Origin of the sequence: Paenarthrobacter sp. MSM-2-10-13, from assembly GCF_011605365.1 — a bacterium.
GTDB lineage: Bacteria > Actinomycetota > Actinomycetes > Actinomycetales > Micrococcaceae > Arthrobacter.
Genome location: NZ_JAAOXO010000006.1, coordinates 1 through 13938, shown reverse-complemented (window position 1 = coordinate 13938; position 13938 = coordinate 1). Strand labels below are relative to the sequence as shown.

The following is a 13938-nucleotide window of genomic DNA, read 5'->3' as shown; positions in this document are numbered from 1 at the left end:
ATCGGACACTGGCCAAACCGTCACGTGACCAAGCCCATGTTTCACCGTGTGACCGCTGGGAAGCATTCCTGGCTGCCCGTGGTTAGTGTTGGAGCACGCCCGGCCGGCACCTGCACCACCTCCCACGGCCTGGCTCCGACCGTTGTCAGTGAAAGGCCATCACCATGTCCTACCCAGTTGAACAGAACGATAAGTTTGCAGCATACGCAAACCCTGAACGCCTCGTGTCCACTGAGTGGCTCGCGGCAGCCATCGCCGACGGCGCCATTTCCGACGGCAAGCTTGTTGTTGTCGAGTCCGACGAAGACGTTCTCCTCTACGAAACAGGCCACATCCCGGGCGCCGTCAAAATCGATTGGCACACGGACCTGAATGACGAGGTCACCCGCGACTACGTTGATGGCGCCGCTTTTGCCGCCCTCGCTGCTTCCAAGGGCATCTCCCGCGACAGCACCGTGGTCATCTACGGCGACAAGTCCAACTGGTGGGCTGCCTACGCACTCTGGGTCTTTACGTTGTTCGGCCACGAGGACGTCCGCCTTCTTGATGGCGGCCGGGACAAGTGGATCGCCGAAGGCCGCGAAGTGACCACCGACGTTCCCCAGCCCGCCGCTGGTGAATACCCGGAGGTGGAGCGCAACGATGCTCCCATCCGGGCATTCAAGGAAGATGTCCTGGCACACCTGGGCAACCCCCTCATTGATGTCCGCTCCCCTGAGGAATACACGGGACAGCGCACGCACATGCCGGCATACCCGGAGGAGGGCGCCCTGCGCGGCGGCCACATTCCCACGGCCGCATCCATCCCTTGGGCACGCGCCGCGGCTGAAGACGGAACCTACCGGAGCCGCGAAGAACTGGAGGCCCTGTACCTTGGCGAGGCTGGCCTGGAGGCCGGGGATGACGTGGTGGCTTACTGCCGGATCGGCGAACGTTCCAGCCACACGTGGTTCGCGCTGAAATACTTGCTGGGATTCGACTCCGTCCGTAACTACGACGGCTCCTGGACTGAGTGGGGCAATGCTGTGCGGGTTCCCATTGTCAAGGGTGCTGATCGTGGCTCGGTACCTTCCTCCTTGGTCCGCAACTAGCCACCTCTGCAATTGATCCTCGGTGAAGGCATCCGTAGTGTTCCGGCACACACGATGCATTGCCCCTTGTTGTGCGTAAGCTGGAAGTGATGAGTACCAACACATTGCCCACCGCCCTGGCGGAAATCGTCGATGACTTCCAGGCGCTGACGGAGCCTGACCGCCTGCAACTCCTTCTCGAATTTTCGAGGGGCTTGCCGGACCTTCCGGAGCGCTTGAAGGACCACCCTGAGCTACTGGAACAGGTTGTGGAGTGCCAGTCACCGTTGTTTCTCACTATCGAGTCCGAGAAAAACCCCGACGGCGGCGCCCGCGCCTACCGGCTCTTCTTCAAAGCTCCTCAGGAAGCACCCACAACCAGGGGCTTCGCAGGGGTTCTGCACGAGGGCTTGGATGGATTGACGGCTGAGGAAATTCTTGCCGTTCCCGACGATATGCCTGAGTTGCTGGGCCTGACCCGGGCCATCACTCCCCTGCGTATGCGGGGAATGACCGCCATGCTGGGGCGCATCAAGCGGAAAGTAGCAGCCGCCAGCCGGTTGGAAAGCTGACCGGCTGGAAATCTGAGGGACACAACCACGCGATGGCCAAGAAAACGGCTTCACAGGGAACGCCGGCAACTGCAGCACTTGCAGCGGCCGGCGTTCCGTATGTGCTGCACCCCTACGCCCACGATCCCGGGACAGCCAGTTACGGTCTGGAGGCCGCTGAAGTTCTGGGCATCGATCCGGACCGGGTTTTCAAGACTCTCATGGTCGAGGTTGAGGGCCGCTTGGCAGTGGCCATCGTTCCGGTATCCGGGAATCTGGACTTGAAGGCGGTAGCTGCAGCTCTCGGTTCCAAGAAGGCCGTCATGGCGGACCCTCGCACGGCGGAACGACGCACGGGATATGTTCTGGGAGGCATCTCGCCACTGGGGCAGCGGCAGAGCTCTCCCACGGTGGTTGACGAGTCCGCCTTGGCTTTCACCACCGTCCTCGTCTCAGGAGGCCGCCGCGGACTGGATATTGAGCTGGGCCCGGCGGACCTGATCCGGCTCACCGAGGCCATCACCGCTCCCATTGGCACCAGCGAGAAACATCGAGGCTGACCCCACACCGCCAAAAGCCCGCCCCTGAGCCGGACTATCCAGTGGCGCCGGGCTGTCCCGGGTTGTTCCGGGGAGCCAGTTGCCTCTGCAGCCACGCCCGGACCAGGCGCTCCCACCGTTCGGGATCGACGTTCCACTCCTTGGTGTGCCGGGCGCCGTCGAAGGGTTCAAACGTGACCATCTCGGGGTTCTTTTCCGCGAGAATGGCGGACGGGCCAAAGGGCACGTAGTCGTCGTCCACGCTATGGATCAGCAGGGTGGGAGTCCGCAGCTCAACTGCGCGGGCTTCCCAGTCCATGGCTTTCAAGTCCACAGGTGCCGATAGCCCGGTCAGCCTGCGCCCCAGGGGGTGGCTTAGCATCATCTGCCCGTAGCGGCCCACGTTGTAGGGAATTTTGTTCATCTCAGCGTGATGGGCCATCACGTTGACCCAATTAATGACCGGCGCGTCCAGCACCAGGGCACGGATGAGGTGACGGTGCTTGGACAGGTCCGCTGTTTGCAGGCTGATGGCCCCACCCATGGACCAGCCGAACAGAACGATCTCCTGGGCACCCCGGTCCAGCGCGTACTCGATGGCGGCCTCAACGTCGCGCCATTCCGTAGAGCCCAAGCCATACCGCCCGTCCGGCGCGGAAGGAGCCAGGCCGTCGTTGCGGTAGGAGATCAGCAGGCTGTCCATGCCGAGTTCGCGCGCGGTGCGGACGGCACGGAGGCCCTCAAGGCGCGTTGCTCCGCGACCATGGACCATGATGGCGCAGACCGGCGCCGCTGCCGACGCTTCGGCGCGGATCAGCCAGGCAGGTGCCGCCCCGCCGTCGATCTCTATGTCCACATCCTCGGCCGCCAGACCGACCGCGGCAGGATCCGGATACGTAGCCCCGCTCCACCATGCACGGCGCGCCTCCGAGATGTTGCCGCTGTAAACTTCCTCAACCTCGCGCAGCACGGTCTGTTCGGCGGGCGAATAGGACACGATCCGGCCTATCCTGGCGTGGCCTTTGCCACCGGAGAAGAACAGGCTGAACACGCCGTCAATAGTGCTGTCCGGCGTGGCGGCCAGGATAACCTGTTGTCCTTTGTCGCCTTGCCCCTTGTCGCCACGGATCACGGCCAGGACTTCCTGGTCTTCGTGCCGGGCGGCAGGGGTGATGACGCGGCGGGCGAAGTACACCGCGAGCGCCGAGGACCCCGCCCCCACCAGGCTGGCGAGGGTGCCGCCCGCCAGGAAGCCGGCGATGGCCCATTTGGTGCGGAGAGAAAGTTTCTTGTTTGCAGCGTCGCTCGCTGGCGGGGTAGTCGATGCCATGGTTCCATTGTTGCTGGTCCCCGGCGCGGCGTGGTGCAGGTGTGGGTAGCGCGGCGTTCCGTGAGGGGATTGATTCGCGCGAGTCAGCGTTGCAAAGTCTGCGGTCTGCGGTTCGCCGGGACTACGCTGTAGTCATGAGTGATCCCATCGTCATCCTGACTGAAGAGCCCCTCGGCCCCGACGACCGCGTTAATATCGCCAAACTGCTCGACGGCGGTGATGCGCCTCTTATTGTCTTGGTTCCCTCCAATACTGAACGGCACCTTCTGGTGGATTTCCTGGAAAATCTGTCGCTGCTGGATATTGCCAAGGCGTTCCGGGAGCTCACTGCGCAGCACCCGGATCCTGAGGCTGAACGTGCGGAGGCCTCCGAGACACTGGCAGCATCGCTTGCGGCGCTGGCCGGCTTGGGTGGAGGCGTTACCGGCGAGGTCGTCGACGGCGGTGCCGTGGCCGGCTTGGTGGCAAAAGTCCGGGCGGTGGATGCTGCCCAGGCTGTGGTCATTACCCGGCCCCATGCGATTGCGGACACGTTCCACACTGACTGGGCCAATAAGGCACAGGACCAGCTGGGCCTTCCGGTCCTGCACTTGTATGCGGGCTCGGGATTTATCGGCGACTCGTAAGCGTTGCATTAGACATGAACACTCCTGAGAACACCAGCAACACAACTTCCGCGCCCGAGGGGGCTGCCGTTCCCGTGGAAAAGAGCGATGCCCAGTGGCGCGAGGAGTTGACGCCCGAAGAGTACCGGGTGCTTCGGCAGGCAGGCACCGAGCGGCCGTACACGGGTGAGTACTGGGATACCCACACCGAAGGGGTCTACCAGTGTCGCGCCTGTGGCAGCCGGTTGTTTACCAGCCGGGAGAAGTTTGATTCCCATTGCGGCTGGCCGTCGTTCTGGGCCCCACTGGCAGAGGGCACCGTCCGGTATCTTCACGACCGCACCATGGGTATGGATCGGGTGGAAGTGCGCTGCGCTAATTGTGATTCACACTTGGGACACGTTTTCGAGGGTGAGGGCTATGGAACGCCTACGGACCAGCGATTCTGCATCAACTCCGTCTCGTTGCGTCTGGTGACGCCGGAAGAGAACTAGGCCTCAACCGGCCCCGACCCACCCAATGGCCAAGAGTTTCTTACGCTCAAGCCATTCTTGGATTAGCAACGCTTCCCGCTTGCTACGCTCGGCCCAGAAGCAATTACCTCTTCGAAAGGGCCGAGCTCCATGACCACTATCACCACCGTTATCGCCCAGCGCGTCACCGCCGACGACGCTGAGTGGATGTCCTTGAAGGCAGCAGCCACCGCCCTTCAGGCGCTCCAGGAACAGGACGGCTCCATCGCCGATTCCGCAGTGCACCCCGAGGCGGCAAGCCTGGTGTCCACTATTACAGACTCCATTTCGGCCCTGGCACCGCATTTCCCTCACGATGCCCGCTACCTGGAGCTCCTGGTGGAAGACTTCGGCCGCTGGGTTCAAGGAGGCTTCGGGGTACCGGACTTCCTGGACTCCCTTCAGGCGTTCCAGCCCCAGGAGCAGCGCGTTGACGGCCTGCAACACCTGGTTGTTTTCCCCATGTACACACAGAACGGCAGCACCAACAGGTTGGTCGAAGCAGTCCTGATCGAGGTCATCTGGCCCGAGTTCATTGGCGGCCTGGAAGCAGGCGAATACTCCAACAGGCTCTTCGTCCCCATCCGCTTTGTGGACTTCACTCCGGGCTACGACACCAACTCGGCCGTGCTCTTCCCGGAGACGGTGGCAGTCCGTGAGACGCCTACGTTCACGTGGGGTGCCATCTTCGCCGATCGTGAAGCCGCCCGGTTCCGCCGCGTACTCAAGGCCGCTGCGGCAACCACGTCCTTGGAACTTCCCGGGGACGCAGCGGAGCTGATCGAGGATCAGGAACTGACCCAGCGTACGTTCGTCATGTGGGACCTGATCCACGACCGCACCCATATGCGCGGCGACCTCCCCTTCGATCCGTTCATGATCAAGCAGCGCATGCCGTTCTTCCTGTACTCCCTCGAGGAGCTGCGCTGCGACCTGACCGCGTTCCGTGAATCCGTGCGCATTGAAAAGGACGAAGAGGCCGATCCCGATGCCCGCAAGCATGCGAAGCTGGTCCAGTATGCAGTGATCTTCGACCGCATCTTCCGGTTTGCCATCACCGGCAGCCGTGTGCGCAACTACGACGGCCTGGGCGGCCAGCTCCTTTTCGCTTGGATGCACCAGCACCACGTTCTCCACTGGACGGACAGCAAACTCTCCATCGACTGGGACGAAGCTGCCGCGGTGGTGGTGGAACTCGGCGCCAAAATCGAAGAGCTGTACTGGCGCTCCATCGACCGCCCGAAGGCTGCCCACTGGCTTGCGGCATACGAGCTCATTTCGAGCACTGTGACTCCCCACCCGGCGTCCGTATGGGCCAAGGGTCCGGAAGCACTTCCTTTGGATGGCCCGCCCCGCGGCCTCACGGACCAGGTGCTGGACGACGAATTCCCCCTGTCCATGTTCTATGAAGCACTGGAGAAGAAAATGCGCCCCATCATTGACTCCACCACGGGCATCACGGGCGCGACTGCGGCCTGATGACCACACTGACTATCCTTGTGACCGGCGGAAGCAGCGCTTCCGGCATCGCCGTGACGCGCGCTTTGGGGGCCGCCGGTCACAGGGTGCTCACTGTGGGCTCGGACGAAGCCCGGATCAAGGCCGCTGCCGCCCAAGCAGGCAATGCGGCGCTACCTTTGGTCTGCGATCTCGCAAACCTGGAGTCCGTAAGGGACCTCGCGGCCACTCTCACCGGGCTCGGTGTTGAAGGCGTCGACGGCGTCATCCACTTGGTGGGCGGTTGGCGCGGAGCAAAGGGCATCGAAGACCAAACCGACGAGGATTGGGAGGCCATGGAGCGCAGCGCTGTAACCACGCTGCGGAACGTCTCCCGGGTCTTCTACAGCCAACTAGAAGCATCTGCACACGGCCGGCTGGCCATAGTGTCATCAACCACCGCAGCTTCCCCCACAGCTGCGGCCGCAAGCTACGCTGCGGCAAAGGCAGCCGCGGAAGCCTGGACCCTTGCCATAGCCGACGGCTTCGGGCGGGCGCAAAGCGGCAACACCGGAAACACTGATGCTCCCACCGAGCAGCACAGTACCGAGCAGCACAGTGCAGCGGTGATTTTTGTGGTGAAAGCCCTCGTTGACGACGCCATGCGGCAGGCCCATCCCGAAAGGCGGTTCCCGGGCTTCACTGATGTTGAAGAACTGGCGACTGCCGCCGTCGGACTCTTTGAACAACCGGCCGCAGCCCTCAACGGCCAGCGCATCCTGCTGGCCACATAGAATCCTGCCGGCCCAAATAGACTTGAAAGCGTGAATGAACAAGTGACGAGCACAACAGAGGCAATCCACGGCGCCACGGACACCCCGGGCCCGGTTCAACTGCATGAACCTGCTCAACTGCATGATCCGGTTCAACTGCATGATCCTGCGGTTCGCGGATTCGCATCCGACAACTATTCCGGCGTGCACCCGGAGATCCTCGCAGCGCTGGCAACCGCCAACGGCGGACATCAGGTCTCCTACGGCGAGGATGTGTACACGGCACGGCTGCAGGAGGTGCTGGAGCAGCAGTTCGGCCCCGGCATCGAGACGTTCCCGGTCTTCAACGGCACCGGTGCCAACGTCCTTGCCCTGCAATCCCTCCTCCCCCGTTGGGGTGCAGTGATCTGCGCCTCCACAGCGCACATCAACATGGATGAAAACGGTGCACCGGAGCGGGTGGGCGGCATCAAGCTCCTGCAGGTTCCCACCGGCGACGGCAAACTCACTCCTGAGCTGATCGACCGTGAGGCCTGGGGCTGGGGCGACGAACACCGCGCCCAGCCGCTGGTGGTCTCCATCACCCAAACCACTGAACTCGGGACCTGCTATACGCCGGATGAAGTGCGGGCCATCGCCGACCATGCGCACTCGAAGGGCATGAAGCTTCACATGGACGGTGCCCGGCTGGCGAACGCTGCCGCCCACCTGGATGTCCCCCTTCGCGCTTTCACCCGCGATGCCGGCGTGGACATCCTCTCTTTCGGCGGCACCAAGAACGGCCTGCTTTTCGGCGAAGTGGTGGTGGCACTGAACCCGGAAGCCGCCGACGGATTGAAGTTCCTGCGCAAAATGAACATGCAGCTGGCCTCGAAGATGCGCTTCATCTCAGCCCAGTTCATCGCCCTCCTGGAGGATGGCCTGTGGTTGCGTTCCGCCGCCCACGCCAACGCCATGGCCGCCCGCCTGAGGACAGCCGTTGAGGAAATCGACGGCGTGGAGCCAACCCAGGCAACACAGTCCAACGGGGTCTTCGCCATACTTCCCGAAGGCGTGGCGGACAAGCTGCGGGAGTCCTTCGCCTTCTACGACTGGGACGCTGCCCGCCGCGAAGTGCGGTGGATGTGTTCGTTCGATACCACGGAGGCGGACATCGATGCCTTCGTAGCGGCGATCCGACGCGAGCTGGCCTAACACATAACACCTGCAACCCGGGGCGGCGAGCCTGCACAGATTCGCCGTCCCGGACGCATAATCTGCGATGGTGAACGCCCTCGCACAGGTTCCCTCGGAGTTTCTCTTCGCCTTGGGATCACTACGAAAAGCACAATGCCGTAGCGAGCTGCGGCTTGACGAGATCCCCGCTCCTGCCCGGCTGGCTCCCTACGCAGTTGCACTGGGAGCTGAGGTATTCAGCTCTACTGCCGCCACCCGCCGGGTTCCCGTGCACGGACCAGCAGCCAAGGCCTTCGCTGCGAGCCAGGGCACCAGCCCCTCAAGCGAAGAGGACGACGAACTCGCTACCGGCCGCTTCATCCTCCTCTACGACCCCGAAGGTTCCGCCGTTTGGGAAGGGGAGTTCCGCATCGTCACGTACATTCGGGCCCAAATGGACGCTGAGATGGGAAACGACTCCATGCTTGGCTCCGTTGCCTGGACGTGGCTGGTGGACGCCTTGGAGAACCACGCCGCGCCCTACCGCGCTGCCGGTGGCACGGCGACAAGAATTCTTTCCGAAAGCTTCGGCACCCTGGCTGAGCGGCCGGACACCATAGACATTGAACTGCGGGCATCCTGGACACCCGCCAGCCAGGATGTCCAAGCCCACCTCGAAGCCTGGTCCGACATGGTCTGCACCTTCGCGGGCTTGCCACCCCTGCCACCAGGGGTCACCGGATTGCCCAACAGGAGACTCAATTGACTGTGACAAACGCATCATCGGGTACCCCCAATGGACCGGCAACGCCCTGCTGCGGCCGGAATCGGTAAGCTTAAGCCACCATGACCCCTGAATATCCGGAAAACACCACGGCCGGCGATCCGGTTGCTGATCCCACCACCCACATCAAGGTAGACGGCTTCGACAGCCACGTCCCTGAAATTATCGATCTCGATACTCCCCGCGAAGGGGTACCCGTGGTCATCGACACCCTGTCAGGGCTGGAGCGGTGCGCAGCCGCCATCGCGGCCGGAACGGGTCCTGCCGGAGTGGACGCGGAACGCGCATCCGGGTTCCGTTACGGCCAGCGGGCTTTCCTGGTACAGATCCGGCGCGAAGGTGCCGGAACCTGGCTCATAGATCCAGAGCCCTTCGAGAACCTGAACATCATCAATGACGCCCTCCGCGGCGTCGAATGGATCCTGCACGCGGCGTCCCAGGATCTCCCTTGCCTCTCGGAGCTGGGCATGTGGCCTGACAAACTCTTCGATACCGAACTAGCCGCCCGCCTTGCGGGACTCCCCCGGGTTGGACTTGCCGCAGTTATTGAACAACTCCTCGGCTTTGGCCTGGCCAAGGAACACTCCGCGGCCGATTGGTCCACGCGCCCCTTGCCGGAGCCCTGGCTGCGTTACGCAGCCCTCGACGTCGAAGTCCTCGCGGAGCTCCGGGAGGAACTCATCGAGTTACTGGAAGCCGACGGCAAGCTCGAATACGCCGAACAGGAGTTCGCAGGAATACTTGCCGCTGGCCTGTCGGCCCCGCGCGTGGATCCTTGGCGGAAAACCTCCGGTCTCCACCAGATACGCGACCGCAGGCAACTGGCCGCTGTCCGTGAATTGTGGCTGGAGCGGGACCAACTGGCGCGCAAACGCGACGTAGCACCCGGCCGCCTCATCCCGGACTCCGCACTGGTGGCCGCAGCCAAGGCCATGCCCACCACGGTGCCTCAACTGCTGGCCACCAAGGGCTTCCACGGACGCTCAGCTCAAAGGGAAGCCCCACGCTGGCTGCGCTGCATCACCAATGCCCGGACACTCACTGACCTCCCGCCCCTCCACCTGCCCACCAACGCTCCGCCCCCACCCAGGGTCTGGGTGGATCGGGATCCCGAGGCTGCGGCTCGTCTTGCCACCGCCAGGCCGGCCCTTCAGGCCAAGGCCGATGAGCTGAAGCTGCCGGTGGAGAACCTGCTGACACCGGATTATTTGCGGCGGGTCACCTGGCGTCCTCCGGCCGACATCTCCCTGGAATCCGTCGCTGAGGAACTGCGGTCCTTGGGCGCCCGGGAATGGCAGATCTCCTTCGCGGCTCCCATACTCACTGAAGCGTGCTTGAACCCCGCCCCGCTTCCCGCCAAAGAGAGCAAGGCCAAGGAAGCCAAAGCGCCCACGGACGCGCACTCTTCCGGCAATGCCGGCTAAGCTCCTTCCCGATGTGAGGCCTGCCCCCGCGAACTGTGGTTCGTGGCGGCAGGCCTTTCGCGTCCCAAGGACACGGACCCGGGCGGACCTTGCATGCTAAGTTACCCACGAGTAACATTGCATCAATGCCAGCCGAAGGGCCCGCGATGCGGGATTCGGCGCCATGTCTCAACGAGGAGTTAATACATGAGTCCATCCCGCAGTGCTCAGAGAAACGTCCGCGATGTCGTCTTCGTCGATGGCGTGCGTACACCCTTCGGCAAAGCCGGCGAGAAAGGCATCTACGCGGGTACCCGCGCCGATGACCTCGTGGTGAAGTGCATCCGCGAGCTGATGCGACGCAATCCCTCTCTTCCCGCGGACCGGATCGACGAGGTCGCCATCGCCGCCACCACCCAGGCCGGGGACCAGGGCCTCACCATCGGCCGCACAGCGGCACTCTTGGCCGGACTCCCCCGCTCAGTACCCGGATTCGCCATCGACCGCATGTGCGCAGGTGCCATGACGGCAGTAACGACGACGGCGAGCGGCATCGGCTTCGGCGCTTACGACGTCGTCATCGCAGGCGGCGTGGAGCACATGGGCAACCACCCCATGGGCGCAGGCGCCGATCCCAATCCTCGGTTCATGTCCGAGCGCCTGGTGGATCCCGCGGCGCTGAACATGGGTAACACCGCAGAGAACCTGCATGACCGCTTCCCGGCCATCACCAAAGACCGCACAGACGCCTACGCCGCCGCCTCCCAGGCCAAGCTCGCCGCCGCGTATTCCAATGAGCAGATCCAGCAAGACCTCGTCCCCGTAGCCACCATGAAGCCCGGCCAGGGCTGGGCCCTGCACACCACGGACGAACCACCCCGTCCGGGCACCACCGTTGCGGACCTGGCCGAATTGCGCACGCCCTTCCGCGCCCACGGCCGGGTCACCGCAGGCAATGCCGCTGGCTTGAACGACGGCGCTACAGCGGCTGTTCTTGCTTCCGCCGACGCCGCTGAGGAACTGGGGCTCCCGGTCAAAATGCGCCTCGTCTCTTACGCCTTCGCCGGTGTTGAACCCGAGGTCATGGGCATCGGTCCGGTACCGGCAACCGAAAAGGCGCTGAAAAACGCAGGACTTGGCATCGAGGACATTGGGCTCTTCGAAATCAACGAAGCCTTCGCCGTCCAGGTCCTGAGCTTCCTGGACCACTTCGGCATCGCCGATGACGATCCCCGGGTCAACCGCTATGGCGGGGCGATCGCCGTCGGACATCCACTTGCTTCCTCGGGCGTCCGTTTGATGAACCAGCTCGCTCGGCAGTTTGAGGAAGACCACTCGGTTCGCTATGGCATCACCACCATGTGCATCGGATTGGGCATGGGTGCCACCGTCATCTGGGAAAACCCCCACCACGCCGCATACCAATCTTTCACTGCTGACCAGGCCACCACGGCCATCACCGAAGGAGCCGCCGCATGAGCGCCGCCGAATTCCAGAAACTCGCCGCTCTCTTCCCCGATGAAGTGGTGACCCACTCCTACGTGCAGGACATCTCCCTCCCGGGCGGTGCCGGCACCTTCGCACTGATCACCTTGGACAACGGCTTGGACCACTCCAAGCCCACAACTCTGGGGCCCAACACGTTGGTGGAACTCGGAGGGGTGTTGGACAACCTCAAGGAGCGGGCCTCACGGGGAGAAATCGTTGGCGTCGGCGTCACGGGCAAGCCCTACTTCCTGGTGGCCGGGGCAGACCTCTCAGCTGTTAAGACTCTCAAGGAACGCGAGCACGGGCTTTGGATGGCACAGCTTGGCCATGCCGTCTACAGCACCCTCGCGAACCTGGGCGTTCCTAGCTTTGCCTTCATCAACGGGCTGGCTTTGGGCGGTGGCTTGGAGATCGCCCTGCAGTCCACCTACCGAACCGTCTCGACGGGTGCCGGCGCCCTGGCCCTGCCGGAAGCGTTCATTGGCCTGGTGCCCGGATGGGGCGGCGTCTACATCCTGCCGCGCCTGATCGGCCCGGAGAATGCCGTCAAGGTCATGATCGAGAACCCCCTCAGCAACAACCGGACTCTCACCGGCCCGCAGGCGTTCGAGCTCGGCGTGGCCGATGCCATGTTCGAACCCGCCGATTTCGTGGAACAGTCGTTGGCGTGGGCGGCACGGGTTATCTCCGGCGACGTCACGCCGGAGAGGAAGAACGCCGTTGATGCCGCCGATGACGCAGTCTCCGGCCGGTGGGCTGCGGCGGTCACCGCGGGACGAGCCTTTGTGGAGTCCAAGACCTCCAACGCCTCTCCCGCCCCGGCCAAGGTCCTGGACGTCATGGAGGCCAACCGCACCATGACCCAAGCCGAGTCGGCTGAACTCGAGTGCGAGACCCTCGCGGGGCTCATGCAAACCGACGAGTTCCGCTCCACGGTGTACGCGTTCCTGGACCTCGTCCAGAAACGCTCCAAGCGTCCTGCAGGCGCGCCTGACCGTAAGCTTGCCCGCCCGGTCACCAAAATCGGCGTGGTGGGTGCAGGGCTCATGGCCAGCCAGCTGGCACTGCTGTTCGCCCGGCAGCTGAAAGTTCCCGTCGTTATGACGGACATTGATCGGGCACGGGTGGACAAGGGCGTCGCCTACGTCCACGCCGAAGTCGACAAGATGCTGGCCAAGAAGCGGATCAAGCCCGACGCCGCCAACAGGACCAAGGCGCTCATTACCGGATCCGTCGCCAAGGAAGCCTTTGCCGACGCCGACTTCGTGATCGAGGCCGTCTTCGAAGAACTGCACATCAAGAAGCAGGTCTTCGCCGAGGTTGAAGCCATTGTTTCTCCCGAATGCATTCTGGCCACCAACACTTCATCGTTGTCGGTGACAGCCATGGCAGAGGATTTGAAGCACCCGGAACGCCTGGTGGGCTTCCACTTCTTCAACCCCGTAGCCGTCATGCCGCTCCTGGAGATCGTTAGGGCGCCCAAGACCGACGACGCCGTCCTGGCCACGGCATTCGAACTGGCCAAGGGGCTCAAGAAGACTGCCGTGCTGGTCAAGGATGCTGCCGCCTTCGTCGTCAACCGCATCCTGCTCCGCCTCATGGGGGAAGTCATCGCCGCGTTCGACGAAGGCACCCCGGCAGAGGTGGCTGACAGTGCCCTGCGTCCCATGGGGCTGCCGATGTCACCGTTCACCCTGAGCGCCATGGTCGGCCTGCCGGTGGCACAACACGTCCAGGAATCCCTGCATGCCGCGTTCGGCGAGCGGTTCCCGGTCTCGCAAAACCTGCAGAAACTCATCGACAACGGCGTGAAGAGCCTCTGGGCTCCGGGAACGGATGGAACCCCTGTCATCCCTGCCGAGACGCTGGCCCTCATGTCCTTCGGCGACACCCCGTCCACTGGCGAGGAAGTTCTGCGGCGTACGCAGGACGCCCTGGCCGAAGAAATCGGGCTCATGCTGGAAGAAGGCGTCGTAGCGGGCCCTGAGGACATTGACCTTTGCGTCATTATGGGCGCCGGATGGCCAATGTTCCTGGGCGGCATCACGCCGTACCTGGATAGGGTGGGCGCTTCCGAGCGGGTGAACGGCAAGCGATTCCTTGCCCCCGGCGTCGCATCAGCACCTGCCTGATCCGTCCCTCTCTCACATCCCGCGCCTTAAACTGCGGTCGTCAAGTTTTTGAGACAGGTCTCGTTGTTGTTTTTGGTTAGGAGGCCAGGGGTTGCTGGGCGCGGGTTTGGTAGTTGGTGTGGGCTTTGGCTGGTGGTATGCCGCCGGCTCGGCGGTTGG

The 13938-nt window shown here is 63.5% G+C and carries 13 protein-coding genes; 12 read left to right on the top strand and 1 reads right to left on the bottom strand.

Annotated elements, in window-relative coordinates; all coding sequences use genetic code 11:
* Nucleotides 1-164: 164 nt before the first annotated feature.
* The 3 genes from HAV21_RS13060 (at nucleotide 165) to ybaK (ending at nucleotide 2181) form a co-directional block, all read left to right on the top strand.
* Nucleotides 165-1091, top strand: coding sequence for a sulfurtransferase (locus tag HAV21_RS13060; protein ID WP_166842015.1), 927 nt, complete (start codon nucleotides 165-167; stop codon nucleotides 1089-1091).
* An 89-nt stretch (nucleotides 1092-1180) separates the two neighbouring features.
* On the top strand, nucleotides 1181-1642 hold the full coding sequence (locus HAV21_RS13055; protein ID WP_187697232.1) for a SufE family protein: 462 nt from the start codon (nucleotides 1181-1183) through the stop codon (nucleotides 1640-1642).
* 32 nt (nucleotides 1643-1674) lie between these two features.
* Nucleotides 1675-2181, top strand: coding sequence for a Cys-tRNA(Pro) deacylase (gene ybaK / locus HAV21_RS13050; RefSeq protein WP_166842014.1), 507 nt, complete (start codon nucleotides 1675-1677; stop codon nucleotides 2179-2181).
* Nucleotides 2182-2215: 34 nt separating this feature from the next.
* Here the strand turns inward: ybaK and HAV21_RS13045 are convergent, their stop codons facing one another.
* Nucleotides 2216-3490, bottom strand: coding sequence for an alpha/beta fold hydrolase (locus tag HAV21_RS13045; protein ID WP_166842013.1), 1275 nt, complete (start codon nucleotides 3488-3490; stop codon nucleotides 2216-2218).
* Nucleotides 3491-3624: 134 nt separating this feature from the next.
* Between HAV21_RS13045 and HAV21_RS13040 the strand changes: the two genes are divergently transcribed.
* The 9 genes from HAV21_RS13040 (at nucleotide 3625) to HAV21_RS13000 (ending at nucleotide 13779) form a co-directional block, all read left to right on the top strand.
* Nucleotides 3625-4116: a hypothetical protein gene (locus tag HAV21_RS13040; protein ID WP_026005514.1), complete on the top strand. Its 492-nt coding sequence runs from the start codon at nucleotides 3625-3627 to the stop codon at nucleotides 4114-4116.
* 14 nt (nucleotides 4117-4130) lie between these two features.
* The gene (gene msrB, locus HAV21_RS13035) at nucleotides 4131-4589 is read left to right on the top strand and encodes a peptide-methionine (R)-S-oxide reductase MsrB (protein WP_142939444.1); all 459 of its coding nucleotides are present in this window, start codon (nucleotides 4131-4133) and stop codon (nucleotides 4587-4589) included.
* A 129-nt stretch (nucleotides 4590-4718) separates the two neighbouring features.
* Nucleotides 4719-6086 (top strand): DUF6421 family protein, encoded by a 1368-nt coding sequence (locus HAV21_RS13030; protein WP_166842012.1) that lies wholly within the window; start codon nucleotides 4719-4721, stop codon nucleotides 6084-6086.
* Nucleotides 6086-6838: an SDR family NAD(P)-dependent oxidoreductase gene (locus tag HAV21_RS13025; RefSeq protein WP_166842011.1), complete on the top strand. Its 753-nt coding sequence runs from the start codon at nucleotides 6086-6088 to the stop codon at nucleotides 6836-6838. Before HAV21_RS13030 ends, HAV21_RS13025 begins: the two co-directional genes overlap by 1 nt.
* A gap of 99 nt (nucleotides 6839-6937) precedes the next feature.
* On the top strand, nucleotides 6938-8011 hold the full coding sequence (locus HAV21_RS13020; protein WP_208096825.1) for a low specificity L-threonine aldolase: 1074 nt from the start codon (nucleotides 6938-6940) through the stop codon (nucleotides 8009-8011).
* A 67-nt stretch (nucleotides 8012-8078) separates the two neighbouring features.
* On the top strand, nucleotides 8079-8738 hold the full coding sequence (locus HAV21_RS13015) for a DUF3000 domain-containing protein (RefSeq protein ID WP_166842009.1): 660 nt from the start codon (nucleotides 8079-8081) through the stop codon (nucleotides 8736-8738).
* Between the two features lie 80 nt (nucleotides 8739-8818).
* A complete protein-coding gene (locus HAV21_RS13010; RefSeq protein WP_166842008.1) occupies nucleotides 8819-10180 on the top strand; it encodes an HRDC domain-containing protein in 1362 nt (453 codons plus the stop codon).
* Nucleotides 10181-10366: 186 nt separating this feature from the next.
* Nucleotides 10367-11638, top strand: a complete 1272-nt coding sequence (locus tag HAV21_RS13005; RefSeq protein ID WP_166842007.1) for an acetyl-CoA C-acyltransferase — start codon at nucleotides 10367-10369, stop codon at nucleotides 11636-11638.
* Nucleotides 11635-13779 carry a 3-hydroxyacyl-CoA dehydrogenase NAD-binding domain-containing protein gene (locus HAV21_RS13000; RefSeq protein WP_166842006.1) on the top strand — a complete coding sequence of 715 codons (2145 nt, stop codon included), beginning with the start codon at nucleotides 11635-11637 and terminating at the stop codon, nucleotides 13777-13779. Before HAV21_RS13005 ends, HAV21_RS13000 begins: the two co-directional genes overlap by 4 nt.
* The last annotated feature ends 159 nt before the right edge of the window (nucleotides 13780-13938 follow it).